The sequence below is a fragment of the Rosenbergiella metrosideri genome, assembly GCF_022602565.1.
In the GTDB taxonomy this organism is placed as follows: domain Bacteria; phylum Pseudomonadota; class Gammaproteobacteria; order Enterobacterales; family Enterobacteriaceae; genus Rosenbergiella; species Rosenbergiella metrosideri.
In genome coordinates this window covers 52470-78695 of record NZ_JALBCV010000003.1, presented here as the reverse complement: position 1 = coordinate 78695, position 26226 = coordinate 52470, and the positions used below count along the sequence as shown (strand labels likewise).

The window sequence follows — 26226 nt, the reverse complement described above, 5'->3', positions numbered from 1 at the left end:
GTCATATTCACAGTAACAGCTCAGAGGAAAGGTCTATAATCGGAGGGACTAACAGGAAAGCTAAACGAAGTATTGGAAACATGTTAGCGTAATGAACTCTTCACTATAGCGTCGATAAGGGGTAACACGTGGCAGATTGGAAGCATTGGGTAGCAGGAGTATGTCTTACCACCGTGAGTTGCGCGGCGTTTGCCGACTCATTACAAGAGCAGCGCCAGCGCTATAGCCAAATACGTCAAGCTTGGGATGCTAAGCAAATGGATGTGGTGGCACAATTGATGCCAACGCTACAAGATTATCCACTTTACCCTTATCTAGAATATCGCCAGCTTTCCCAAGATCTCAGCCAAGATACGGCGCTGGGCATCAACAATTTTGTTAATCGTTACCCTACCTTGCCGGCGGCCAAGAGTCTGAAAAATCAATTTGTCAGTGAGCTTGCTCGACGTGATGATTGGCAAGGTTTACTCAGTTTTAGCCCGCAAGAGCCGCAAACTGCACAAGCTAAGTGTAATTGGTACTACGCCAACTATGCTACGGGTCATCAACATCTTGCTTGGCAAGGGGCGCGTTCTATCTGGATGACAGGTCGTTCATTGCCTACAGGATGTGATCGACTCTTCACCGCATGGCAAAATAGTGGTGACTTTAGTGCCGACCAGATTCTTACGCGTCTGTTGCTCTCTTTTAAAGCTGGGAATGATCGTCTCACTAACCAACTTATTGCTCAGTTACCTTCAGACTACGATACGCTGAGTACCGCGTTGAAGGCGCTCCAGAGCTCTTCGCAGGGAGTTTTAACTTTTGCTCAAAGCGTTTCACCGACCGATTTTAGCCGCAAAATGACTCTTCTTGCGTTCAACCGCTTGGCGCGTGATAACACCGACCAAGCACAATCGATGATTCCGCAGTTGGTCTCTGCACAAAAAATGGACGAGACTGACACCCAAGCGTTGAAAGAGGCAGTCGCCTGGCAATTGATGTCGACCGATACAACGTCACAGCAACAAAGCTGGCGTGATGAAGTGGTGATGGACAGTGAGTCCGAAACATTACTCGAAAGACGTATCCGACTCGCCCTCAGTCAAAATGATCGCCGTGGTTTGAACACGTGGATTGCCCGTTTGCCGGTCGAAGCGAAACAGAAAGATGAATGGCAATATTGGCAGGCAGATTTACTACTCGAAAGAGGGCGGAAATCCGAAGCCGATGAGATACTGCATCAGCTAATGCGCCAACGCGGCTTTTATGCCATGGTCGCGGCACAGCGTTTAGGGGAAGATTATTCATTACAAGTGGATAAAGCGCCTGAAGCCGATAGCTCAGTGACTGAGGGGCCTGAAATAGCGAGGATTCGCGAGCTGATGTATTGGAATCTTGATAACCTAGCGCGTAGCGAGTGGGCAAGTTTAATCCGTAGCAAAAGTGTGAGCCAACAGCAGATGCTGGCGAGCTATGCGAATTCTCAAGATTGGTGGGATCTTAGCGTACAAGCAACGATTACAGCGAAAATGTGGAACAGTCTTAAAGAGCGCTTCCCGATAGCTTGGCAGACTTATTTCAAACGGTATGCTTCCGGTAAAGCGATTCCAACCACCTTCGCGATGGCAATCTCCAGACAGGAGAGTGCGTGGAACCCTAAAATTCAATCGCCAGTGGGTGCCACAGGTTTAATGCAGATTATGCCGGGAACGGCTACCCATACGGTAAAAATGTATGAGATCTCCGACTACAGTAACAGTAGTCAACTGCTTGATCCTGAGATGAATATTCAGATTGGTATGCAATATTTAGATTATGTTTACCGGCAATTTGATAACAATCGGATCTTAGCGGCAGGCGCCTATAACGCGGGACCAGGTAGGATAAATCGTTGGTTATCGGCCAGCCAAGGGCGATTGGATCCTGTCGCCTTTATCGAAACGATCCCTTTCTCAGAAACCAGAAATTACGTAAAAAACGTTCTGTCATACGACGCTTATTACCGTTATTTATTGGGTTCACCCGATAAAATCTTCGCAGACAGTGAGTGGAATCGACGTTACTGAGTATGCTATGCTTCCGTACTCGTTAATGAGTACGGAAGCCATGCTGATGACTATTCACCAAGAGACCCCGCTTGCAGAGCTAGACTGGACTCGCTTTATCGAATTACTGGCGAAAGCCTTCTCTTCAGGGCAGGGTGAAGCGCTTCTTAATCTGATGCTTACGTCTGATGAGCGGCAAGCTTACGCAACACGCCTTTGTATCATTGAAGAGTTGCTTCGAAGCCAGTTAAGCCAACGGCAGCTTAAAGAGCAGTTAGGCGTTGGGATTGCGACAATCACCCGTGGATCTAACGGATTAAAATCGGCTTCTCCTGAATTACGCCACTGGCTTACTGAGCAGCTTCTACATAAAAAGGGTGGACCAGAGGACTCAACGCCAAAATAATCGCTTGTTGATAGACTGACGAGCGCGTTAACAGGCCTGAAGTGATGGCTCCAATCGCGCCTCCTTTATGTTTAATATTATCAATACCGGTCAACGTTGACATGAGCGGGCCGAGTTCGGCACCTTCCTGTAACGCAGTGACGAGGGAGTCGGGCAACATAAAGCTTGCGGAACGCGATTCGCTGCGTTGAGTGGGGCTTTCAGCAATGATCCAAGCAAAAGCCTGATTTTTTTCGATACCTGCTTCAATCGATACCCATAACATTGCGTTAGGATATGCTTGCTTCGCGGCAGATAACCGATTGTCTGCGCCTTGCCAGGTTTCTCGATCGGTCAAAGGTTGCGCTGAAACGCCGCTGGCGACATCGATGCCTTCAACGTCAATAAGTTTATCGTGGAAAACGGCTTTACAAGCTTCAGTGACGGCTAAGATTTTAGCTGGGTTGCGGGTTGCTACGACAACATGATACATAATGGTAGCTCAAAGGTAATAGATTTGTTTTCGATCATATAATGGAAAGGGTTATGCAACAAGTTTTGCTGGTTCGTCATGGAGAAACGTTGTGGAACACCGAACAACGTATTCAAGGACAAAGTGATAGCGCGCTCACTGAGCAGGGGATACAACAAGCTAAACAAACGGGATTACGGCTTCAACATGCTGGCATAACCCATATTATCGCAAGTGATTTGGGGCGAACACAGCATACAGCAGCTATCATTGCTGAGTATTGTGGTTGTCCGGTAGTGACCGATTCGCGGTTACGCGAAATCAATATGGGGATGCTGGAAGGAAGAGTGCTCATGAGTCTTGATCAGGATGAAGAACAGTGGCGAAAATCGTTGCTTAATGGCGACCCCAGTGGGCGAATCCCACAAGGGGAGAGTATGGAAGAGCTCGCTCAACGTATGCGTGACGCGCTTGATGCGACGCGTTCGCTGCCAGTGGGAAGTAAGCCTCTGTTAATTAGTCACGGTATTGCTCTAGGATGCTTGCTCGGAACATTGTTGGGGTTACCCGCATGGGCGGAAAGACGCCTACGGCTGCGTAACTGTTCAGTGTCTCGAGTTGACTATCAGTCGAGTTCCTGGCTTGCAGAGGGGTGGATTGTCGAGAGTACTGGAGACATTGCTCATCTTAGCGCCCCAGCATTAGACGAACTCAAAGCGTAGCGCATCTCCCGGTATAGACCGGGAGAATATTCGTCACGCATTTTTTCGAATCGGAATCAGGTAATCACAGCGGATATCTGCGGTGGTAAAGCCCTGTGGTGTGTAAAAGCGTTCAATGTCCTGTCCTGAACGACGCGTTAAGTTCAAGGTTGGCATACAAGTGCTATACAGCACTAGAATAAAATCTTGTAACCCTTCTTTTAGCCCATCGTAACTGAATTGCACATAATCGCCACCTTCCAACGTAATCTCTTCAACTGATTCGAGGCTTTTGGCGAAATGGCCATCAGCAATAGCAGTGGTGTAAAGAATTTCTTGCTCATCCTCTTTTTCTGTACTGCTACGCACTTGATGTAGCCCATACACCATTTCGGGAACAGTGTCTTTGGCATTTCGTAGAAAGAGCTGCCAGAAATGTTTACGCATTTCTGCCCGAAAGTTTGAGATCTGCTCAAGCGTACAGGTATAACTTTGCGTATAACCGTAAAGTGTTGTTTCTGGTAGAGTCACCATAGTGGGTTGCGGCATCGAAAAGGCACCCATACGAATGGGAGGGCGCAATCCGAACGATGACCAATCTAATGCCCTACGATAGCTTGCAGGGGTCTGATTAAATTGCTTTTTAAATGCACGCGTAAAAGTCTGTTGTGAATCAAAACGATACTGTAGGGCAATATCTAAAATAGGCCTACCTGTTAATCTTAATGCCACCGCGGCTTTAGAAAGGCGTCGTGAACGAATATAAGCACCGATTGCGTGACCCGTGATATTTTTGAACATCCGCTGTAAATGCCATTTTGAATAGCCAGCTTTGTGGGCAACATTATCGAGTGATAAAGGTTGGTCTAAATGACTTTCTAACCACACCAATAAATCTCTGATAATTCCAGCTTGATCCATATTAAATCCCCTTATCCATTGGCAGGTTAAGCCTTTTAGGCGGACTATTATACGCTAGATTTCAATTTTCTGAATCTATTGCCTAAGATTAATGGTCCTATTAATATCAATATTTACATATAAAATTTTTAACTTATAAAAAAATAACCTTAGGGTATTATCACTTTAAGTTACTTAATTTAACGGGATTCGAGGTATTTTAGGTTCATGAAAATTCATCATTCAGCTTCTTTTTTCAAACGTATTAGCGCGTTTACACTTTTATTAGCCGCTGCAATACCGCACCTCGCTCACAGTGAGGAAATTGGTTCGGTGGATACAAAGTTTAAAATAATTGGAGCCAACCATAAAATAGTGATTGAGGCCTTTGATGATCCTGAAATCAGTAACGTTACTTGTTACTTAAGCCGAGCTAAGACTGGGGGAATTAAAGGAAGCCTAGGGTTGGCGGAGGACACGGCGGATGCTGCCATTTCCTGTCATCAAGTCGGGCCAATTGACGTTCCAGAAAATATCAAAGCCGGTAAGACCGATGGGGAAACGGTATTTAAACAAAGAACCTCGTTAATTTTTAAGAAATTACAGGTCAACCGTTTTTATGATCAGAAAAGGAATGCTTTAGTCTACCTCGCTTATTCAGACAAGGTAGTCGAAGGTTCACCGAAAAACGCGCTAAGTGCTGTGCCGATTATGCCTTGGCACTAACCGAAAAAAAGCCCAGAAATTCTGGGCTTAATTAATCTAGGGGTTACTCTTCAATATCACCGCAGAAACGATAGCCTTCACCGTGAATGGTCGCGATAATTTCTGGCGTACCCGGCATCGATTCGAAATGCTTACGAATACGACGAATCGTAACGTCGACGGTGCGGTCGTGAGGTTTCAGATCACGGCCTGTCATTTTCTTAAGCAATTCCGCCCGCGGCTGAATTTTTCCCGGATTTTCACAGAAATGAAGCATGGCTCTGAATTCACTGCGTGGCAATTTATATTGCTCGCCTTGAGGGCTAACCAGTGAACGACTATTGATATCTAACACCCAGCCGTTGAAGCGATAGTTTTCAACGTGCTTTTGTTCTTCTTGGCTTGGCGCAAGATTCATTGTCCGGGATAACAGGTTCCGTGCACGGATAGTCAGTTCACGAGGGTTGAACGGTTTGGTGATGTAATCATCGGCACCGATCTCTAGCCCAAGAATTTTATCGACTTCGTTATCACGTCCGGTCAGGAACATGAGTGCAACGCTTTGTTGTTCGCGGAGTTCACGAGCGAGAAGTAGACCGTTCTTACCTGGTAGATTGATATCCATAATCACCAAGTTAACAGTGTGCTCAGTCAAGGCGCGGTGCATTTCAGCACCATCGGTTGCTTCGTAAACGGTATAACCCTCCGCCTCAAAGATACTCTTGAGGGTATTACGGGTGACTAACTCATCTTCGACGATAAGAATTTGTGGGATCTGCATGTTTTGCTACCTAAAATTTGCCAACGAAATTGATACAAGGCCACAGCGCTGATGTTATGTAGAGTAAGTTAAATCAATTAATGCTGGGCGATGACGTACTGGTTTCGATATTTTGATTTTTAGCACGGACGATTACATTAATAAGCTAATAACTTTGATCTTTGAGTTTTATGTTTAGTCAGCCAATAGGGTATTAACCTATCCTAACGCCTTTAACACTCAGCTAACAGCGTCAATAACATTCAGGAAGCAAATAAATGTGCTTCGTTGACTTATATCAAACCTAAGTGTAGCACGTTAACAGTTGTATGAAAAATGACTATTTCGTTTTCCTTTACCATTATAATCAGTCACTTCTGATAAATGTTATTAAAAAAAACCTCACATTTCTTGATGTTGCTTACATGGTACCGATTCCTGTTGCGTTAGCACCATAGGGGATATTTGTGAAAAAAAAATTAACATTCTCCTGTCTTGTCGTGGCAATGCATCGCGACTAGCCAAGGTAAATCGGGCAGTCTATGATAGCGGCTCGCTTAGAACCGAAGGTGTATGCATGTTTTTTCCGATTATTTTAGTGGCGCCTGCCCGTGCAGAGAACGTAGGAGCAGCCGCTCGTGCCATGAAAACCATGGGGTTCACGCAATTAAGAATAGTGAATAGCCAAGTTCACCGCGAGCCTGCGGCTCACTGGACGGCGCATGGGGCGACAGAGATTTTGGATAACGCTGAAACGTTTGCAACGTTACAAGACGCTTTAGCTGATATTGATTTTTCTATCGCGACCACGGCCCGTAGCCGCGCTAAATTCCGTTATTACGCTACGCCGACAGAGGTTTTGGAACAGTTACGCGAGAAGCGTGAATGGATGAGCCGTTTTGCGCTGGTGTTCGGCTGCGAAGAGAGTGGTCTGAGTAATGCCGACCTCGATTGTGTTGATTTGCTGACAGGCATCCCTATGGCCGTCGATTATCCTTCTCTGAATTTGGGGCAAGCGGTAATGGTATTTTGTTATCAACTTTCCGTGTTGAATCTGGAACCTCAGGTTAGCTCATCGAGCGAGCCCTCACAGCAGTTATTGGCGTTGCGCCAACGAATTTCGCAATTATTGGATAGCCTTGAGGTGAGTGATGACCAAAAATTGGTGGAGTGGATCGAGCAACGCTTAGGATTTGCTCAAAAGCGAGATACCGCGATGTTGCATCGATTAGTCCAAGATATCGAAAAAAAGCTCGCAAAATAAAATTCTGTCTATGGTCTATATCGCAGGGACTGATCTTGTTATTTGCCCCTGTTGCCATGCATCAGCTAAATCCTATGCAATTTTGAAGCATCTCTGCTTAAACGCTGGGTATCCTTTCAGGAATAAATACGTTGACTTGGCGTGCAGTTTGCTTTACTTCTGTTAGCGACAGATTTTAAGACAGACAGACAAATAGAGAAAAAATGCGTACAACCAGCCTGAACATCACCATTATTACAATTACCACTATTACAACAGGTAATGGTGCGGGCTGACGCATAACAGGAAAGATAGAAAAGCCCGCACCCTATTCAGGTGCGGGCTTTTTTTTTGAACTATATTCAGGAGCTAGAGCCCCATGCGTGTACTGAAATTTGGTGGAACCTCAGTTGCCAATGCCGAACGTTTTCTTCGTGTAGCTGAGATCATCGAGAGTAATGGACAACAGGAACAAGTTGCGACTATTCTGTCTGCCCCGGCAAAAATTACAAATCACTTAGTTGCCCTCATTGAAAAAACGATTGTTGGTCAAGAGACTCGTGAAAACCTCGCGGATGCACGCCGTATTTTTGACGAATTATTAAATGGGCTGGCTGCCGCAGAACCTTCTTTTGATTTAGCGGCCATGCAGTTTGTTGTGCAACAAGAGTTCGCGCAACTTGAACAAGTTTTGTTAGGGATTAGTCTTTTACAACAGTGTCCAGACAGTATTAATGCTGGGATCATTTGTCGTGGAGAGAAACTCTCGATCGCTATTATGCAGGCCCTTTTGGTCGCGCGCGGTCATTCAGTGAGCGTTATCAACCCGGTTGAAAACCTTCTCGCCCAAGGACATTATTTAGAATCTACCGTCGATATTGCCGAGTCCACGCGCCGTATTGCCGCACGTGAAATCCCGCAGACTCATTATATCCTGATGGCTGGGTTTACCGCAGGCAATGAAGCGGGTGAGCTTGTTGTGCTGGGGCGCAATGGCTCTGATTACTCGGCGGCAGTGCTTGCAGCCTGTTTACGTGCCGATTGTTGTGAAATTTGGACAGATGTGGACGGTGTTTATACCTGTGATCCTCGCCAAGTTCCCGATGCGCGTTTATTAAAATCGATGTCTTATCAAGAGGCGATGGAGCTTAGCTATTTCGGTGCTAAAGTTCTCCACCCACGCACCATTTCACCTATCGCCCAATTCCAAATTCCTTGCGTGATCAAGAACACGGCTAACCCTCAAGCGCCTGGCACCCGTATTTCTGCCCAAGGGGGGGAAGATAAAACCCCAGTTAAGGGAATTACTAACCTTAATAATATGGCGATGTTCAGTGTCTCTGGTCCGGGTATGAAAGGCATGGTGGGTATGGCGGCACGAGTATTTGCCGTGATGTCGCGTAAGTTTATCTCTGTAGTCCTTATTACTCAATCTTCTTCCGAATACAGTATTAGTTTTTGCGTACCTCAAGCAGAAATGTTGCATGCACGTCGTGCTTTAGAAGATGAATTTGTACTGGAGCTCAAAGAAGGGCTACTCGATCCTATCGATGTCACCGAAAAATTAGCCATTATCTCTGTTGTCGGTGATGGCATGCGTACCCTGCGCGGGATCTCTGCTAAATTCTTCTCCGCGCTTGCGCGGGCCAACATCAATATTGTCGCCATAGCGCAAGGCTCTTCGGAACGTTCTATCTCAGCCGTCGTCAGTAATGATAGTGCTACCACCGGTGTGCGGGCGGTTCACCAGATGCTATTTGCGACAGACCAAGTACTCGAAGTCTTCGTAATTGGTGTAGGGGGGGTAGGGACAGCGTTATTGGAACAATTAGAACGCCAACAAAGCTGGTTGAAGAAGAAGCATATCGATCTTCGGGTTTGCGGTATCGCTAATTCCAGTAAAATGTTAACCAAAGTGAATGGTATTGATTTGACCACTTGGCAGGCAGATCTTCCAGAGGCTGAGCAGCACTTTTCGCTAGAGTATCTGACTGAACTGGCGAAAGAGTATTACTTACTTAACCCAGTCATTATTGACTGTACATCGAGCCAGACGATGGCTGACCTTTACGCGGATTTCTTGAAGCAAGGTTTCCATGTCGTCACCCCGAATAAGAAAGCCAACACTTCCAGCTGGAAGTACTATCAAGAATTACGTCTGGCTGCAGAGAAATCGCGCCGTAAATTCCTTTACGATACTAACGTTGGTGCGGGATTACCGGTTATTGAGAACTTGCAAAACCTGTTAAATGCGGGCGATGAACTTGTCGCATTTAATGGCATTCTCTCTGGTTCGCTCTCCTTTATTTTTGGGAAGCTCGACGAAGGGATGAGCCTTTCAGAAGCAACAGGGCTGGCCCGCGAGTTAGGTTATACCGAACCGGACCCACGCGATGATCTATCAGGAATGGATGTCGCACGTAAACTACTCATCTTGGCCCGTGAGGCCGGATTATCCTTAGAGCTCTCCGATATCGACATTGAGCCTGTACTTCCGCAGCGTTTCCTCGACCTGCCTGATGCAGACAGCTTTATGCAGCAGTTACCTGAGCTCGATGACCTCTTTATGACACGCTACACCCAAGCGCAGGCTAATGGAAAAGTGTTACGTTTTATCGGGTCAATTGATGAGTTAGGCAAATGCCGAGTCGCCTTAAGCGAAGTCGATGCCAACGATCCGTTACATAAAGTGAAGAATGGCGAAAATGCCTTAGCCTTTTATACGCGTTACTATCAGCCAATCCCATTAGTTCTTCGTGGCTATGGTGCAGGAAACGATGTTACAGCGGCTGGTGTCTTTGCTGATCTATTAAGAACCCTGTCATGGAAGTTGGGAGTATGAGCATGGTAAAAATCTACGCACCAGCCTCAATTGGTAACGTCAGTGTCGGCTTTGATGTTCTCGGCGCGGCAGTCTCACCGATTGATGGTTCGTTACTCGGCGATTGCGTGACGGTTGAACAGGCAGACACCTATTCCTTGACGACATTAGGACGCTTTGTAAATAAGCTCCCTAGCGATCCTGAGCAAAATATCGTTTACCAGTGCTGGAAACTTTTCTGTGAAACGGTGGGTAAAACGATTCCGGTAGCGATGACTTTAGAGAAAAATATGCCTGTCGGTTCTGGTCTAGGTTCCAGTGCCTGCTCAGTGGTTGCCGCGCTGGTCGCTATGAATGAGTTTGCCGGGAATCCCCTCTCTGAGCATCAGTTATTATTATTGATGGGTGAGCTAGAGGGGCGTATCTCCGGTAGCGTACATTATGACAATGTTGCCCCTTGCTATTTAGGTGGCCTACAACTGATGTTGGAAGAGCAGGGGATTATTTCACAATCTGTACCCGCCTTCGACGAATGGTACTGGGTCATGGCCTATCCTGGTATCAAGGTATCTACCGCAGAGGCTCGTGCCATTCTGCCATCGCATTACACGAAAGCCGATATCGTTCGTCATGGTCGTTTACTGGGGGGCTTCATTCATGCTTGTCACTCTCGACAAGCAAAGCTGGCGATTGCCATGATGCAAGATATCGTCGCAGAACCTTACAGAACTCAACTACTCCCTGGATTCGCGCAGGCACGTGAACGCTCATTCACCGCCGGAGCATTGGCTTGTGGTATTTCAGGTTCGGGACCAACACTTTTCGCTATCTGTGATACCTTAACGGCAGCAGAGCAAGTCAAAGAACAACTCGTTAACCATTATCTGCAAAATGATGAAGGTTTTGTCCATATTTGCCGACTGGATACTGCCGGCGCACGTAAACTGGGATAAATGATGAAACTCTACAATCTAAAAGATCACAATGAGCAGGTTAGTTTCACTCAGGCAGTCAAGCAGGGATTAGGATCGCAACAAGGGCTCTTTTTTCCGCATGAACTGCCTGAAATTGACCCCACCGTTATCGAAGAGTGGCTAACACTCGACTTTGTGACGCGTAGTAGTAAGATTTTATCGGCACTCATCGGAGAAGAAATTTCCGAAGAAGAACTGTTGCAACGTGTAGGTGCCGCATTTGCTTTTCCTGCGCCCGTTAAAGCTGTTTCTGACAACGTCGCCAGCCTAGAATTATTCCATGGCCCAACCTTAGCGTTTAAAGACTTCGGTGGCCGTTTTATGGCACAGGTTTTGGCGTTATCGAAAAAGCCTGAGGAAAAAATTACTATCCTTACGGCAACCTCAGGTGATACCGGCGCGGCAGTGGCCCATGCTTTTTACGGTATGGAAAATATTAATGTCGTGATCCTTTACCCAGAGGGTAAAATCAGTCCCCTACAAGAGAAACTGTTCTGTACACTTGGTGGGAATATTACCACCTTGGCAGTGGCAGATGATTTCGATGCTTGTCAAAGCTTAGTGAAACAAGCGTTCGACGATGTCGAATTGAAAAATGCGATTGGTCTTAACTCGGCTAACTCTATCAATATAAGCCGTCTGCTTGCGCAAGTGTGTTATTACTTCGAAGCCGTTGCTCAGTTACCGCAAGAGAAACGTAACCAACTCGTTATTTCCGTGCCAAGTGGTAACTTCGGTGACTTAACAGCGGGCTTAATCGCTAAAGCCATGGGCTTACCGATTAAACGTTTCATTGCGGCGACGAATGCCAATGATACCGTGCCGCGCTTCTTAGCATCGGGACAGTGGACACCGTACAAAACGGTTGCCACTTTGTCGAACGCAATGGATGTTAGCCAACCGAATAACTGGCCACGGGTTGAAGAACTGTTCCGCCGTAAAAATTGGCAGCTTAACTCTCTCGGCTACGGCGCACTGAACGACGAACAAACGCGCGCAGCAGTTCGCTCACTTGCCAGCCAAGGCTATGTGTCTGAGCCACATGCCGCTATCGCTTGGCAAGTACTGACCGAACAGCTTCAGGAAGGGGAGTACGGCTTATTCCTCGGTACGGCACATCCTGCGAAATTCAAAGAGAGTGTCGAAGAAATCTTAGGAGAAACCTTACCTCTTCCACAGCCTCTCGCAGAGCGTGCCGATTTACCTTTATTATCCAAGACTATTGGCTCTGATTTCCCTGAATTACGTCGCATCTTATTAGAGAGCGTCAGTAAATCATAACAGGTCAAGGCGGACGAGAGTCCGCCTTTTTACTAGACTTCGTGGCGGCAAAATACCCATTCATTTTCCGTGCTACGCTGGGCGTCGTAAAAATAGCCTTCCTTATCAAATTCAGTTAATTTCTCTGGCTGAGTGATCTTGTTTTCGATGATAAATCGGCACATCATCCCACGCGCTTTCTTAGCGTAGAAACTGATCACCTTAAATTTTCCGTTCTTCTCGTCAAGGAAAACAGGCTTAATCAGTTTCGCTTTCAACTTTGTCGGGTCAACCGCTTTGAAATACTCATCAGAGGCTAAGTTGATCACCCACTTCTCGCGTTGTGCTTCGATATGTTGATTGAGTTGCTGGGTAATGGTCTCTCCCCAAAATGCGTAGAGGTCTTTCCCCGCTGGATTTGCAAGTTTTATCCCCATTTCTAACCGGTAAGGTTGCATCAAATCCAAGGGACGTAATACACCGTACAGTCCTGACAGCATTCTTAAATGTTGCTGTGCAAAATCGATAGCGTCAGGCGAGAGTTGATCCGCCTGCAGGCCAGTATAAACATCGCCTTTAAAGGCGAATAATGCTTGGCGTGCATTATCGGTGGAAAAGGGGGTCGACCATTGATTAAAGCGGTCGGCGTTTAAATGTGAAAGTTTATCGCTAATCTTCATCAGAGAAGCAATCTCGGCGGGTGAAAGTTTTTTCGTGATATTAATTAATTGCTGAGAAGCGTTGAGCAGCTCCGGCTGGGTATAATCTGAAACCGGAACCGGCGATTCGTAGTCCAGCGTTTTAGCCGGAGAAATAAGCATTAGCATAATGAGATCCTCAGTCTGTATCGGTGTCAGGTGACAATATTCTGCAAGTGTAACAAATAAGTTGCACAAATCGACAAATGGCTCTGATACGAACAAGCTATGGTAAGTATTATCAGTACTATTTTATTTTAGAAAACGAGCATTCTTGTTTATTCCTGCGGATAACGAGACTTACTTTCTCCCTGCGCTTGCGTGTCTGAGCGCGCGTGATATCATCGAAACAGGCTTTTAACACTTACTGTCAAACAGAAGAGAAGCAAAATATGACCGACAAACTCACATCACTGCGTAAATTGACAACCGTTGTAGCCGATACTGGCGATATTGAAGCGATGAAGCTTTACAAGCCACAAGATGCAACCACCAATCCTTCATTGATTCTGAACGCAGCGAAAATTCCTGAGTACCGCCGCCTGATTGACGAAGCGATCGAGTGGGCTCGTAAACAAAGTAATGATCGCGATGAGCAAATTGCTCTGACTTCAGACCGTCTGAATGTGAACATCGGTCTTGAAATCCTGAAGTTAGTTCCTGGCCGTATCTCAACTGAAGTTGATGCACGTCTTTCTTACGATACCGAAGCCAGCTTGGCGAAAGCTCGTAGCCTGATCAAGTTATACAACGATGCAGGCATCAGTAACGATCGCGTACTGATTAAGCTGGCGTCAACTTGGCAGGGTATCCGTGCTGCTGAGCAGTTAGAAAAAGAAGGCATCAACTGTAACCTGACCCTGTTATTCTCCTTCGCACAAGCACGTGCCTGCGCTGAAGCGGGGGCCTACCTCATCTCTCCATTCGTTGGCCGTATCCTAGACTGGTACAAAGCGAATACTGATAAGAAAGAGTATGCACCGCAAGAAGATCCAGGTGTGGTCTCCGTTACTGAAATCTATAACTATTACAAACAGCACGGTTATGAAACCGTTGTAATGGGTGCTAGCTTCCGTAATGTAGGCGAAATTATTGAATTAGCCGGTTGTGATCGCCTGACCATTTCACCTGCGCTACTCAAAGAGCTGCACGAGTCTGAAGGCGAGTTAGAACGTAAACTGAGTTACAGCGGTGAAACTAAAGCACGTCCTGAAAAAATGACTGAAGCTGAGTTCTATTGGGAACATAACCAAGACCCAATGGCCGTTGCAAAACTTGCTGAAGGCATCCGTAACTTTGCGGTAGACCAAGGCAAATTAGAAAAAATGATCGAAGAACTGCTGTAATCTTCCTCTCCGCGGCCCATCGGCCGCGGTTTTCTTCCTATTAAAGAATTGTTATGACCCCACTACGTATTGGTATTGTCTCCGTCTCCGATCGCGCCTCGCAAGGTATTTATCCCGATAAAGGTTTACCCGCCTTAGCCGAATGGTTGGAACAGGCGATCACAACCCCTTATCATCTTGAGCAGCGGCTTATTGCTGACGAACAAGCCCTTATCGAACAGACATTATGTGAGTTGGTTGATCAGCAAGGGTGTCACTTAGTGTTGACGACAGGAGGCACCGGCCCCGCATTACGGGATGTCACACCGGATGCGACCTTAGCGGTTGCCGACAGGGTAATGCCTGGGTTTGGCGAGCAGATGCGCCAAATCAGCTTACATTATGTCCCGACGGCAATACTTTCTCGACAAGTCGGCGTAATCCGTGGGCAAGCGCTAATCCTCAACCTTCCCGGTCAACCTAAATCCATAAAAGAAACTCTTGAAGGCGTGAGGGATGAACAGGGAAATATTCGCGTTACGGGAATCTTCGCGAGTGTCGCGTATTGTCTACAACTTTTAGATAACCCATGGTTGGACACCGATAAAACGGTAGTCGATTCGTTTCGCCCGAAAAGTGCTCGACGTCCCCCGGAGGCTTGAGGGACTGATTTTACAATCGTTAATTCTATTAATGAAGTCATCCAGATATAGTCGAGGCTTACCCCAGTCATGGAGAGGCTTCGTTCATGCAGCAACCCACCATTTCCCCGCGACCCCTAACGCGAAACGATATTAAAACACTTACTTTAGCTGCCGTAGGCGGGGCATTAGAGTTCTACGATTTTGTTGTCTTTGCGTTTTTCGCACTGGTTATCGGGGAGCGTTTTTTCCCTGCCGACCTTCCTGACTGGTTACGCCAGCTGCAAACCTACGCACTGTTCGCTGCAGGCTATCTCGCCCGACCATTAGGCGGTGTTATCCTCGCCCATTACGGCGATAAATTAGGCCGTAAGAAAACCTTCACGCTAAGTATTTTAATGATGGCACTGCCCACGACAGTGATGGGGCTACAGCCCGATTACGCATCAATAGGGGTTGCCGCGCCGATCATAATGTTACTGTTGCGGATCCTGCAAGGAGCCGCCATCGGCGGGGAGGTTCCTGGTGCATGGGTATTTGTATCTGAGCATGTTCCTCATTCACGGGTGGGTGTAGCCTGTGGTCTGCTTACTAGTGGACTCACTCTCGGTATTATCCTTGGCTCACTGATTACGCAGGGGCTCACTTATTTGCTACCAGTAGGGGTATTGGCCGACATAGGATGGCGAATCGCTTTTCTAATAGGAGGGGGATTCGGTTTGATGGGCATGTTTCTTCGGCGTTGGTTGCACGAAACGCCGGTTTTTTTGGCGATGCAACAGCAGCGTAGCCAAACATTTTTACCGATCAAAACCCTTTTACTCTCTTATCGTCCGGCTCTCATTTTCTCGACCCTTCTGACTTGGCTATTAGCTGCGGCCATTATTGTATTAATCCTGATGGCACCTGTATTGTTTCAAAAATGGTTTGGTATTTCAGCGGCTGACAGCCTACAGGCGAATACCCTCGCAACCTGTATGCTGATGCTCGGCTGCATCGGAGGGGGGATGGCAGCCGATAAATGGGGGATGAGGCGCAGTTTATTAGTCGGCTGTGTGCTGCTCGCGGCAGCGGTATTGTGGCTCTTTTACTGCCTGAACGTCGCCCCCTCTCAATTCTTTTTCGCTTATGGCATGGTCGGGCTGATGCTTGGCGTGTTGGGCATCATACCCTCGCTGATGGTGACGGTTTTCCCCCCTCAAGTCAGATTCACCGGGTTAGCGACTGCCTATAATCTTGGTTATGCCGTATTTGGCGGGCTGATGCCGTTATTCATTACCTTACTGATGCCCTACAACCGACAACTCCCAGCACTGTATCTACTCGCCCTTTGTGGCGCTGTTATCGTTGGTTGTCTTATTTTTAGAGGTGGACAGCAGGATTTTTCGAAAAAAAAGTAAATTTTTTTTAGTGTATCCCTTGATGCTTGGTAAACCGCCCCCATCTGGTAACTATCGAACGTTATCAACGAAAAAAACTGAGATCGACGTCTTGAAAATCACTCAATAGACCGCATCTATAGTTTATAACCGAACAAAACAGAATTTACGTGGGAGATGTTTATAATGGGTAAGATTATTGGTATTGACCTTGGTACAACCAACTCATGTGTTGCCATCATGGACGGCGCGAAAGCGCGCGTATTAGAGAACGCAGAGGGTGATCGTACCACTCCATCAATTATTGCTTATGCGCAAGACGGTGAAACCTTAGTGGGTCAACCTGCTAAGCGCCAAGCAGTCACCAACCCGCAAAATACTTTATTTGCAATTAAGCGCTTAATCGGACGTCGTTTCCAAGACGAAGAAGTACAGCGTGACCTGAAAATCATGCCTTACCAAATCGTGTCTGCCGATAACGGCGATGCATGGTTAGACGTGAAGGGCCAAAAAATGGCACCACCACAAATCTCTGCTGAAGTTCTGAAGAAGATGAAGAAAACAGCTGAAGACTATTTGGGTGAGCCAGTGACTGAAGCGGTTATCACCGTACCGGCATACTTCAACGATGCGCAACGTCAAGCAACCAAAGATGCCGGCCGTATCGCAGGATTAGAAGTTAAGCGTATCATCAACGAACCGACTGCCGCAGCGCTGGCGTATGGCTTAGATAAAGGTGAAGGTAACCGTACTATCGCGGTTTACGACTTAGGTGGTGGTACTTTTGATATCTCAATCATCGAGATCGACGAAGTTGAAGGTGAAAAAACTTTCGAAGTATTAGCGACCAATGGTGATACTCACTTAGGTGGTGAAGATTTCGATAGCCGTATGATCAACTATTTAGTTGCTGAGTTTAAGAAAGAGCAAGGCATCGATCTGCACAACGATCCGTTAGCGATGCAACGTCTGAAAGAAGCGGCTGAGAAAGCAAAAATCGAGCTTTCCTCTGCACAACAAACTGACGTTAACCTGCCATACATCACCGCTGATGCGACAGGTCCTAAGCACTTAAACTTAAAAGTAACTCGTGCGAAATTAGAATCTTTAGTTGAAGATTTGGTTGCTCGCTCTATTGAGCCGTTAAAAATTGCACTGCAAGATGCTGGTCTGTCTGTTTCAGATATCAATGATGTCATCTTGGTTGGTGGTCAAACACGTATGCCACTGGTTCAAAGCAAGGTTAAAGATTTCTTTGGTAAAGAACCACGTAAAGACGTGAACCCAGACGAAGCCGTTGCCGTCGGTGCAGCAGTACAAGGTGGTGTCTTAGCGGGTGACGTTAAAGACGTATTATTGCTGGATGTTACGCCATTATCTCTGGGTATCGAGACAATGGGCGGCGTGATGACCTCACTGATCAGCAAAAATACCACGATCCCAACTAAGCACAGCCAAGTGTTCTCTACTGCAGAAGATAACCAATCTGCGGTAACCATTCATGTGCTGCAAGGTGAGCGTAAGCGTTCAAGTGATAACAAGTCACTTGGCCAGTTCAACCTAGATGGTATCCAAGCAGCACCGCGTGGTATGCCACAAATCGAAGTAACCTTTGACATCGATGCGGATGGTATCCTGCACGTTTCTGCTAAAGATAAGAATAGCGGAAAAGAGCAAAAAATTACCATTAAAGCCTCTTCTGGTCTGAACGATGAAGAAGTCGAAAAAATGGTCCGTGATGCAGAAGCGAACGCTGAATCTGACCGTAAGTTCGAGGAGCTAGTACAGACTCGCAACCAAGGTGACCAGATCGTTCACAGCACTCGTAAGCAATTGGAAGAAGCAGGTGACAAACTGTCTGCAGACGACAAAGCGCCTATCGACACTGCACTGACTGAGCTGGAAACAGCACTGCGCGGTGAAGATAAAGCTGAGATCGAAGCGAAGATCCAAGCCTTAGGTGAAGTATCAGGCAAACTGATGGAACTGGCTCAGCAACAACAGCAAGCTCAATCAGGCCAAGCCGAAGGTGCTGCTCAGCAAGACAACGATGCCGTTGATGCTGAGTTCGAAGAAGTCAAAGACAAAAAATAATTGCCCATGACCGGGCTCAATACGGTAAATCTGTATTGCTAACCAGCACGGGCGTAGGAGTTTCTCCACGCCCGTGCTCTCATGTTAAGGGCAAGATCGATGGCAAAGAGTGATTATTACGAGATTTTAGGCGTATCCAAATCAGCGGATGAGCGTGAAATCAAAAAAGCGTACAAACGCTTAGCAATGAAGTTTCACCCGGATAGAAACCCGGGGAATGCAGAAGCTGAAGAAAAGTTTAAAGAAGTTAAAGAAGCTTATGAAATCCTCACCGATGATCAGAAGCGTGCTGCTTATGACCAATACGGCCATGCTGCGTTCGAGCAAGGCGGAATGGGTGGTGGTGGTTTCGGTGGCGGCTTTGGTGGCGGCGGTGCTGATTTCGGCGATATCTTCGGTGATGTTTTCGGTGACATTTTCGGTGGTGGTCGTCGTCAACGCGCAGCGCGTGGCTCCGATTTACGCTACACCATGGAGCTAACGCTTGAGGAAGCTGTCCGTGGCGTCACCAAAGAGATCCGGATCCCTACGTTGCAAGAGTGTGAGAAGTGCGACGGTAGCGGTGCGAAGGCAGGCTCTAAGCCTCAAACCTGTTCGACCTGTCAGGGTGCGGGCCAAGTACAAATGCGTCAAGGTTTCTTCGCCGTGCAACAGCCTTGCCCAACCTGTCAAGGGCGTGGAACCGTCATTAAAGACCCATGTAATGCTTGCCATGGACATGGTCGTGTAGAGAAATCTAAAACGCTGTCGGTAAAAATTCCCGCGGGGGTCGACACAGGTGACCGTATTCGCTTAAGTGGCGAAGGCGAAGCCGGAGAACAAGGTGCACCGTCTGGTGATCTGTACGTTCAAGTTTCAGTTAAAAAGCACGCTATCTTCGAACGTGAAGAGAGTAATCTTTTCTGTGAAGTGCCGGTCAATTTTGCCATGGCAGCCCTGGGTGGGGAAATTGAAGTCCCAACACTGGATGGTCGAGTCAAACTAAAAATCCCTGCAGAAACCCAAACCGGTAAGCTATTCCGTATGCGCGGTAAAGGCGTTAAATCGGTTCGTGGCGGCGCTGTAGGGGATTTACTCTGTCGTGTAGTGGTAGAAACCCCAGTGAAGCTCAATGAGAAGCAGAAACAGCTACTGCAAGAGCTAGGTGAGTCATTAGGTGGACCAGCAGGTGATGCCAATAGCCCACGCTCTAAGAGCTTCTTTGATGGTGTGAAAAAGTTTTTTGATGATCTCACGCGTTAGTCATTCTTGCTGATTCACGTGCTTTATCTACCCCATAGATTGGTTTCCGATCTATGGGGTATTTTTTACGGTTAAAAAGGATGGCAGATGACCCTAGAGTGAGATCGGCGTAAAACGAAAAGGGAAGCTTTGAGTGATTGATGAGACGAGAGATGAGTTGGGGAAGTAGACACAAAAAAACCGACCAGAGGTCGGCTTTTTAAAGAACATCAACGTGTGGCGATTAAGCCATTTTGTTGATTTGTGCAGTCAAGTTAGCTTTATGACGTGCAGCTTTGTTCTTGTGGATCAGGCCTTTAGCAGCTTGACGGTCCACGATTGGTTGCATTTCGTTAAATGCGTTTTGTGCAGCTTGCTTGTCGCCAGTCGCGATTGCAGCGTAAACTTTCTTGAGGAAAGTACGCATCATAGAGCGACGGCTAGCATTGTGTTTGCGACGCTTTTCAGATGTTACCGCGCGCTTCTTAGCTGATTTGATATTAGCCAAGGTCCAACTCCCAAATTAGTTCTTTATGGACAAATCAAAGGTCGAGGACTATGCCTTTTGTCCCTTCGTTTGTCAATGGATTTGTGCAAATAAGCGTCGCTTACATCGCGGCGCTCGGTTACGTAATTGATGGCGCAGGATTCTACCAGTTTCCCACCATTGAATACAGTCTTTCGCAACAAAATTGTGCGGAATTTACGCCCAATAGCGATTCACTGGATAAAAAGGGCAAAACTAGTGCGTAAAGCCGACATCAACGGGTTAATTTTGAACGCTGAACAAGGTATAATCGGGCATTTTCAGCAAATCGAGTTTGCCATGAAGTTTATCCGTGGGCTACATAATCTCACACAGCATCAACAAGGTTGCGTTTTAACGATTGGAAACTTTGATGGCGTACATCGGGGGCATCAAGCTTTGCTGCGTCATTTGCGGCAAGCAGGTTCGCACCGACACTTACCCGTTGTGGTGATGGTTTTCGAACCCCAGCCTTTAGAGCTCTTCCAACCTGAAGCAGCCCCGGCGAGGTTAACGCGCCTGCGTGAGAAACTAGAGCATTTAGAAAAGTTTGGTGTGGACGAAGTGGTCTGCATTAATTTTGATCAAGATTTTGCGAAGCTTACAGCAGAGAACTTTATCAGTGAACTTCTGGTAAAAAGACTGAATGTGAAATTACTCGCGATTGGCGATGATTTTAGATTTGGCGCTGGTCGTCGCGGTGATTTCCTGCTATTACAACAGGCAGCCACACAATATGGTTTTGATGTTGTCAGTACTGAAACCTATATTGAACAAGGTAAACGTATCAGTAGCACCGCCGTGCGTCAGGCGTTAGCTAACAGCGACTTCTCACAGGCAGAAATTTTACTCGGCCGTCCTTGGTCTATCACCGGACGTGTGGTGCATGGCGATGCCCTAGGTAGGACACTGGGGTTCCCGACAGCCAATATACCGTTAAAGCGTCGAGTGACTCCGGTAAACGGTGTTTTTGCGGTAGAAGTCTATGGCGTCGATGAGCAACCCCTCGCAGGAGTCGCTAATATTGGTACTCGCCCAACGATTAAAGGAATTCGTCAACAACTTGAGGTCCATCTACTTGATACACAGAGAGACCTATACGGAAAACGAATCCAAGTAGTGATTAAACATAAAATACGTGATGAGCAACGATTTGCATCCCTAGACGCGTTGACACAACAAATTGCGCAGGATGTGGAAACGGCCAGAAATTATTTCGTTCAACGAACAACGGTGTAATCCCGAAACCTGGAACTAAAATCTAATGAGTGACTATAAATCAACCCTGAATCTTCCTGAAACAGGTTTTCCAATGCGTGGTGATTTAGCAAAAAGAGAACCAGACATGCTTAAGCGTTGGTACGCCGATGATCTCTACGCGACCATTCGTGCAGCGAAGAAAGGGAAAAAGACCTTTATTCTGCACGACGGCCCTCCGTATGCGAATGGCAATATTCATATCGGTCACTCAGTTAATAAAATCCTTAAAGATATTATCGTGAAATCTCGCGGTATGGCGGGCTTCGATGCCCCATACGTTCCAGGCTGGGATTGCCATGGTTTACCGATCGAGCACAAAGTTGAGCAAATGATTGGCAAACCGGGTGAGAAAGTGACCGCTGCGGCGTTCCGCCAAGCCTGCCGTGACTACGCTGCAGAACAAGTAGAAGGCCAAAAGAAAGATTTTATTCGCCTAGGTGTTCTTGGCGACTGGGATCGTCCTTACCTTACGATGGACTTCAAAACCGAAGCCAATATCATTCGCGCATTGGCTAAAATCATTGGTAATGGGCACCTTCATAAAGGGGCTAAGCCGGTCCAGTGGTGTTTAGATTGCCGTTCTGCATTAGCCGAAGCGGAAGTTGAGTATTACGACAAAACCTCACCTTCTATCGACGTTCTGTTCAATGCCGTCGATGCGCAAGCGGTAGCGGAAAAATTTGGCGTAGCCGCGGACGGCCAAGCGATTTCACTGGTTATCTGGACCACCACGCCTTGGACCTTACCTTCTAACCGTGCCATCTCCTTAAATGCTGAGTTTACCTATCAGCTGCTTGAGGTTAATGGTCAACGTATTATCTTAGCAAAAGATTTAGTCGAAGCGGTTATGACTAAAATCGGTGCTGAGAGTTGGCAAGTATTAGGCGAATGCCAAGGTGAAGTGTTAGAAAACCAACGCTTCCAACATCCATTCCTCGATTTAGAGGTTCCAGTATTATTGGGCGACCATGTCACCTTAGATGCTGGTACGGGTGCCGTACACACCGCGCCAGGTCACGGTCCAGAAGACTACGTGATCGGTCAAAAATATGGGATTGAAACAGTAAACCCGGTTGGCGGTGACGGCTGCTATCTGCCGGGTACTTATCCAGGTCTGGATGGCATCAATGTGTTTAAAGCAAACCCATTGGTGATCGATATTCTGCGTGAAAAGGGTGCGTTACTGCATCTTGAAAATCTTCACCATAGCTACCCGCACTGTTGGCGCCATAAAACGCCGATCATCTTCCGTGCCACGCCACAATGGTTTATCAGCATGGACCAAAAAGGCCTGCGTGCGCAATCTTTGAAAGAGATCAAAGGCGTGCAGTGGATCCCAGATTGGGGCCAAGCGCGTATTGAATCCATGGTAGAGAATCGTCCTGACTGGTGTATTTCACGTCAAAGAACGTGGGGCGTACCGATGTCACTGTTTATCCATAAGCAGACGGGGGCAATCCATCCAGAGACCTTAGCATTAATGGAAAAAGTTGCGCTGCGTGTCGAGCAAGACGGTATTCAAGCATGGTGGGATCTGGATAGTGCCGACCTGCTCGGTAGCGATGCGGACGACTACGAGAAAGTGCCTGATACGCTGGATGTGTGGTTCGATTCAGGATCGACCAGCTGTAGCGTAGTCGATGTTCGCCCTGAATTTAATGGGCACAGTGCCGACATCTATCTGGAAGGTTCAGATCAGCACCGTGGCTGGTTTATGTCATCGCTGATGATCTCCACCGCAATCAAATCGAAAGCGCCTTATCGTCAAGTTTTAACCCATGGTTTTACCGTCGATGGACAAGGCAGAAAGATGTCTAAATCAATCGGCAACACGGTCAGTCCACAAGATGTGATGGATAAGCTTGGCGCGGATATTCTGCGTTTGTGGGTCGCCTCAACTGACTATTCAGGTGAGATGGCGGTTTCCGACGAAATCCTAAAACGATCGGCCGATGCGTATCGTCGTATTCGTAATACGGCGCGCTTCTTATTGGCTAACTTAACCGGCTTCAACCCAGAAACGGATCAAGTTGCCCCGGAAGAGATGGTGGTCGTGGATCGTTGGGCGGTTGGCCGTGCGTTAGCGGCACAACAAGATATCATTGCTTCCTATGAGAAATATGATTTCCATGAGGTAGTACAACGCTTAATGCATTTCTGCTCAGTAGAAATGGGATCGTTCTATCTCGATATCATCAAAGACCGTCAATATACCGCGAAGGCGGATGGTTTAGCTCGTCGTAGCTGCCAAACCGCGCTATGGCATATTGTTGAAGCGCTGGTTCGCTGGATGGCACCAATTCTCTCCTTTACGGCTGATGAAATCTGGGGACACCTAGCGGGTGAGCGTGAAAAATATGTCTTTACCGAAGAGTGGTATCAAGGGTTATTCGGCTTAGCAAATGATGAGCCGATGAACGACGCCTATTGGGACCAGTTGTTAAAAGTCCGTAGCGAAGTTAACAAGGTTATCGAACAAGCGCGTTCAGATAAAAAAGTGGGGGGAGCCTTAGAAGCCTCAGTGACCCTCTTTGCTGAACCTGAACTGGCTGCACGCCTTAACGCCTTGGGTAATGAGTTACGCTTTGTATTGCTCACCTCGGAAGCACAAGTTGCTGACCTCGCGGTAGCCTCAGATGAAGCGGTCCAGAGCGAGCAAGTTAAAGGGCTGCGTATTCTGCTTGGTAAAGCGCAGGGCGAGAAATGTCCACGTTGCTGGCATTACAGCAATGACATTGGTACGAACGCTGAACAGGCACAAATTTGTGGCCGCTGCTACAGCAATGTGGCAGGAAACGGTGAAGAGCGTAAGTTTGCCTAATGAAAAAATCTTTATGTTCGACTGGGCTACGTTGGTTATGGGTGATGGTACTTGTTATCGTCGTTGATTTATCCAGTAAATACTGGGTAATGACCTCAATGCAACTTCACGAATCTCGTGCGCTAATACCGTTCTTTAACCTCTTTTATGCGCATAACTATGGTGCAGCATTTAGCTTCTTAGCGGATAAGGGCGGGTGGCAGCGTTGGATGTTCGCGGCCATTGCCGTCGCTATTGCGGCCTCCTTGCTGCTAATGATGTACCGTAGCCGTGCTGAGCAGAAACTGGCCAATATTGCTTACGCAATGATTATCGGTGGAGCGCTAGGTAACCTCTTTGACCGAGCTTGGCACGGTTTTGTTGTCGATTTTATCGACTTCTATATTGGCGATTGGCACTTCGCGACCTTTAACATCGCCGACTGCGGCATCTGTGTGGGGGCCGCGCTGATCGTGCTAGAAGGTTTCCTACCTAAGCCGCAGGCCGATTCAGCCGAGGACAAATCATGAGTGAGCGTATCGTTTCGGCGGACAGTCGCGTAGTGGTGGAACTCGTTCTTACCCTATCAGATGGGTCCGTGGCAGAATCGACCAAAGCGAACAAAAAACCGGCTCTGCTAACCTTGGGTGATCAGTCTCTTTCTCCAAAGCTGGAGGCTGAATTACTTGGGTTAACGGTAGGTAGCCAACATAAATTCAGCTTAGCGGCGGAAGATGCGTTTGGTGAAAGTAATCCTGATCTGGTGCAGTACTTTTCTCGTCAATCCTTTATGGAGGCGGGGGAGCCAGAAGTCGGGGCCATTATGCTCTTTAGCGCGATCGATGGCAGTGAAATGCCAGGTATTGTACGTGAAATTTCTGGTGATTCGGTTACCGTCGATTTCAATCATCCGCTAGCAGGTCAAGACATCACCTTTGATATTGAGATCATTGATATCAATCCCGTGATGGAGGAGCAGAATGAAAATCTTACTGGCTAATCCACGTGGATTCTGTGCTGGCGTTGATAGGGCAATTAGTATCGTTGAACGTGCCCTAGAAATGTATGGTGCACCGATCTATGTGCGTCATGAAGTCGTTCATAACCGGTATGTCGTCGAAGGATTACGTGAACGCGGTGCGATCTTTATTGAGGAGATCAGCGAGGTGCCAGATGGTGCCATTCTCATTTTCTCTGCGCACGGCGTTTCACAAGCGGTACGGGCTGAAACAAAAGCCCGGCAACTGACCATGCTATTTGACGCCACCTGCCCGCTGGTAACTAAGGTACATATGGAAGTGGCTAGAGCCAGCCGTAAAGGGACTGAAGCGATTTTAATCGGTCACGCTGGGCATCCCGAGGTGGAAGGCACCATGGGGCAATACAGTAACCCAGAAGGGGGAATGTATTTGGTTGAATCGCCCGACGATGTCTGGAAGCTGACGGTTAAAAATGAAGCTAACCTCTGCTTTATGACGCAAACGACCTTATCAGTGGACGATACCTCCGATGTGATTGATGCCCTTCGCCAACGCTTTCCGCTAATTATTGGTCCACGCAAAGACGATATCTGTTATGCCACCACTAATCGTCAAGAGGCTGTTCGACAATTAGCAGACGAGGCAGACGTGGTATTGGTCGTTGGATCTAAAAACTCATCAAACTCTAATCGGTTGGCTGAGTTAGCGCAACGGGCGGGCAGGTTGGCACGACTTATCGATAGTGCTGAAGATATTAATCCGCAATGGTTAGAGAACATCAGCTGTGTCGGCGTCACGGCGGGGGCATCTGCTCCTGATATTTTGGTCCAACAGGTCATTACGCGTCTGATGGAGCATGGTGGCGAACCGGCAATCGAGCTTCCGGGAAGAGAAGAGAATATTTTCTTCGAAGTCCCTAAAGAGCTTCGTGTTCCGGTTAAAGAAGTGACTTAAGGCTCGCCTCGTACGATAGAAACCAGCTCCTTCAGAGCTGGTTTTTTTTGGTCAAAATACCACGGGTCTCGCTAATTTACGCTGGAGTTAGCCTAATAGG

The 26226-nt window shown here is 47.3% G+C and carries 24 protein-coding genes and 1 other annotated feature; of the genes, 19 read left to right on the top strand and 5 right to left on the bottom strand.

The window, feature by feature from the left end:
• Window positions 1-128: 128 nt before the first annotated feature.
• Both sltY and trpR read left to right on the top strand, forming a co-directional pair.
• The gene (gene sltY / locus MKR94_RS04870; RefSeq protein ID WP_241645766.1) at window positions 129-2048 is read left to right on the top strand and encodes a murein transglycosylase; all 1920 of its coding nucleotides are present in this window, start codon (window positions 129-131) and stop codon (window positions 2046-2048) included.
• A gap of 40 nt (window positions 2049-2088) precedes the next feature.
• On the top strand, window positions 2089-2433 hold the full coding sequence (gene trpR, locus MKR94_RS04865) for a trp operon repressor (RefSeq protein ID WP_241646006.1): 345 nt from the start codon (window positions 2089-2091) through the stop codon (window positions 2431-2433).
• On the opposite strand, the gene yjjX is transcribed toward trpR, so the two are convergent.
• Window positions 2378-2905: an inosine/xanthosine triphosphatase gene (gene yjjX, locus MKR94_RS04860; protein WP_241645765.1), complete on the bottom strand. Its 528-nt coding sequence runs from the start codon at window positions 2903-2905 to the stop codon at window positions 2378-2380. The two genes, trpR and yjjX, sit on opposite strands and share 56 nt — an antisense overlap.
• Window positions 2906-2958: 53 nt before the next feature.
• Between yjjX and gpmB the strand changes: the two genes are divergently transcribed.
• Complete coding sequence (gpmB, locus tag MKR94_RS04855; RefSeq protein ID WP_241645763.1) at window positions 2959-3606, top strand: 2,3-diphosphoglycerate-dependent phosphoglycerate mutase GpmB; 648 nt, start codon at window positions 2959-2961, stop codon at window positions 3604-3606.
• A gap of 33 nt (window positions 3607-3639) precedes the next feature.
• On the opposite strand, the gene robA is transcribed toward gpmB, so the two are convergent.
• A complete protein-coding gene (robA, locus tag MKR94_RS04850; protein WP_241645760.1) occupies window positions 3640-4506 on the bottom strand; it encodes an MDR efflux pump AcrAB transcriptional activator RobA in 867 nt (288 codons plus the stop codon).
• Between the two features lie 207 nt (window positions 4507-4713).
• Here robA and creA point away from each other — a divergent pair, with 207 nt between their 5' ends.
• Window positions 4714-5211 (top strand): protein CreA, encoded by a 498-nt coding sequence (creA, locus tag MKR94_RS04845; RefSeq protein ID WP_241645757.1) that lies wholly within the window; start codon window positions 4714-4716, stop codon window positions 5209-5211.
• A 43-nt stretch (window positions 5212-5254) separates the two neighbouring features.
• On the opposite strand, the gene arcA is transcribed toward creA, so the two are convergent.
• Window positions 5255-5971 (bottom strand): two-component system response regulator ArcA, encoded by a 717-nt coding sequence (arcA, locus tag MKR94_RS04840; RefSeq protein WP_241645753.1) that lies wholly within the window; start codon window positions 5969-5971, stop codon window positions 5255-5257.
• A gap of 556 nt (window positions 5972-6527) precedes the next feature.
• On the opposite strand from arcA, the gene MKR94_RS04835 reads away from it, so the two are divergent.
• The 4 genes from MKR94_RS04835 (at window position 6528) to thrC (ending at window position 12269) form a co-directional block, all read left to right on the top strand.
• On the top strand, window positions 6528-7214 hold the full coding sequence (locus MKR94_RS04835; RefSeq protein ID WP_241645750.1) for a tRNA/rRNA methyltransferase: 687 nt from the start codon (window positions 6528-6530) through the stop codon (window positions 7212-7214).
• Between the two features lie 210 nt (window positions 7215-7424).
• Window positions 7425-7546 (top strand) — a sequence feature (Thr leader region).
• Between the two features lie 26 nt (window positions 7547-7572).
• Window positions 7573-10035 carry a bifunctional aspartate kinase/homoserine dehydrogenase I gene (gene thrA / locus MKR94_RS04830; protein ID WP_241645748.1) on the top strand — a complete coding sequence of 821 codons (2463 nt, stop codon included), beginning with the start codon at window positions 7573-7575 and terminating at the stop codon, window positions 10033-10035.
• A 2-nt stretch (window positions 10036-10037) separates the two neighbouring features.
• Window positions 10038-10967 (top strand): homoserine kinase, encoded by a 930-nt coding sequence (gene thrB, locus MKR94_RS04825; protein WP_241645745.1) that lies wholly within the window; start codon window positions 10038-10040, stop codon window positions 10965-10967.
• 3 nt (window positions 10968-10970) lie between these two features.
• Window positions 10971-12269 (top strand): threonine synthase, encoded by a 1299-nt coding sequence (gene thrC, locus MKR94_RS04820; RefSeq protein WP_241645743.1) that lies wholly within the window; start codon window positions 10971-10973, stop codon window positions 12267-12269.
• 32 nt (window positions 12270-12301) lie between these two features.
• Here the strand turns inward: thrC and yaaA are convergent, their stop codons facing one another.
• Window positions 12302-13075: a peroxide stress protein YaaA gene (gene yaaA, locus MKR94_RS04815; RefSeq protein WP_241645740.1), complete on the bottom strand. Its 774-nt coding sequence runs from the start codon at window positions 13073-13075 to the stop codon at window positions 12302-12304.
• A 263-nt stretch (window positions 13076-13338) separates the two neighbouring features.
• On the opposite strand from yaaA, the gene tal reads away from it, so the two are divergent.
• From tal to dnaJ, 5 genes are all read left to right on the top strand, one after another.
• Window positions 13339-14292, top strand: a complete 954-nt coding sequence (tal, locus tag MKR94_RS04810) for a transaldolase (protein WP_241645737.1) — start codon at window positions 13339-13341, stop codon at window positions 14290-14292.
• A 53-nt stretch (window positions 14293-14345) separates the two neighbouring features.
• The gene (gene mog / locus MKR94_RS04805; protein ID WP_241645735.1) at window positions 14346-14933 is read left to right on the top strand and encodes a molybdopterin adenylyltransferase; all 588 of its coding nucleotides are present in this window, start codon (window positions 14346-14348) and stop codon (window positions 14931-14933) included.
• 86 nt (window positions 14934-15019) lie between these two features.
• Window positions 15020-16312: an MFS transporter gene (locus tag MKR94_RS04800; RefSeq protein WP_241645732.1), complete on the top strand. Its 1293-nt coding sequence runs from the start codon at window positions 15020-15022 to the stop codon at window positions 16310-16312.
• Between the two features lie 165 nt (window positions 16313-16477).
• Entirely contained in the window at window positions 16478-18385 is a 1908-nt protein-coding gene (gene dnaK, locus MKR94_RS04795) for a molecular chaperone DnaK (protein WP_241645729.1), read from the top strand.
• 99 nt (window positions 18386-18484) lie between these two features.
• Window positions 18485-19627: a molecular chaperone DnaJ gene (gene dnaJ, locus MKR94_RS04790; RefSeq protein ID WP_048911475.1), complete on the top strand. Its 1143-nt coding sequence runs from the start codon at window positions 18485-18487 to the stop codon at window positions 19625-19627.
• Between the two features lie 223 nt (window positions 19628-19850).
• Here dnaJ and rpsT read toward each other — a convergent pair whose 3' ends face one another.
• Window positions 19851-20114 (bottom strand): 30S ribosomal protein S20, encoded by a 264-nt coding sequence (gene rpsT, locus MKR94_RS04785; protein ID WP_048911476.1) that lies wholly within the window; start codon window positions 20112-20114, stop codon window positions 19851-19853.
• Window positions 20115-20164: 50 nt separating this feature from the next.
• Here rpsT and MKR94_RS04780 point away from each other — a divergent pair, with 50 nt between their 5' ends.
• The 6 genes from MKR94_RS04780 (at window position 20165) to ispH (ending at window position 26126) form a co-directional block, all read left to right on the top strand.
• Window positions 20165-20359 (top strand): hypothetical protein, encoded by a 195-nt coding sequence (locus tag MKR94_RS04780; RefSeq protein WP_241645726.1) that lies wholly within the window; start codon window positions 20165-20167, stop codon window positions 20357-20359.
• A 73-nt stretch (window positions 20360-20432) separates the two neighbouring features.
• Window positions 20433-21371, top strand: a complete 939-nt coding sequence (ribF, locus tag MKR94_RS04775; RefSeq protein WP_241646004.1) for a bifunctional riboflavin kinase/FAD synthetase — start codon at window positions 20433-20435, stop codon at window positions 21369-21371.
• A gap of 25 nt (window positions 21372-21396) precedes the next feature.
• Window positions 21397-24213 (top strand): isoleucine--tRNA ligase, encoded by a 2817-nt coding sequence (gene ileS / locus MKR94_RS04770; RefSeq protein WP_241645724.1) that lies wholly within the window; start codon window positions 21397-21399, stop codon window positions 24211-24213.
• A complete protein-coding gene (gene lspA / locus MKR94_RS04765) occupies window positions 24213-24722 on the top strand; it encodes a signal peptidase II (protein WP_048911479.1) in 510 nt (169 codons plus the stop codon). The genes ileS and lspA overlap by 1 nt, the downstream gene beginning before the upstream one ends.
• Entirely contained in the window at window positions 24719-25192 is a 474-nt protein-coding gene (gene fkpB, locus MKR94_RS04760; RefSeq protein ID WP_241645722.1) for an FKBP-type peptidyl-prolyl cis-trans isomerase, read from the top strand. Before lspA ends, fkpB begins: the two co-directional genes overlap by 4 nt.
• Window positions 25173-26126, top strand: coding sequence for a 4-hydroxy-3-methylbut-2-enyl diphosphate reductase (gene ispH, locus MKR94_RS04755; protein WP_241645720.1), 954 nt, complete (start codon window positions 25173-25175; stop codon window positions 26124-26126). Before fkpB ends, ispH begins: the two co-directional genes overlap by 20 nt.
• Window positions 26127-26226: the final 100 nt, after the last annotated feature.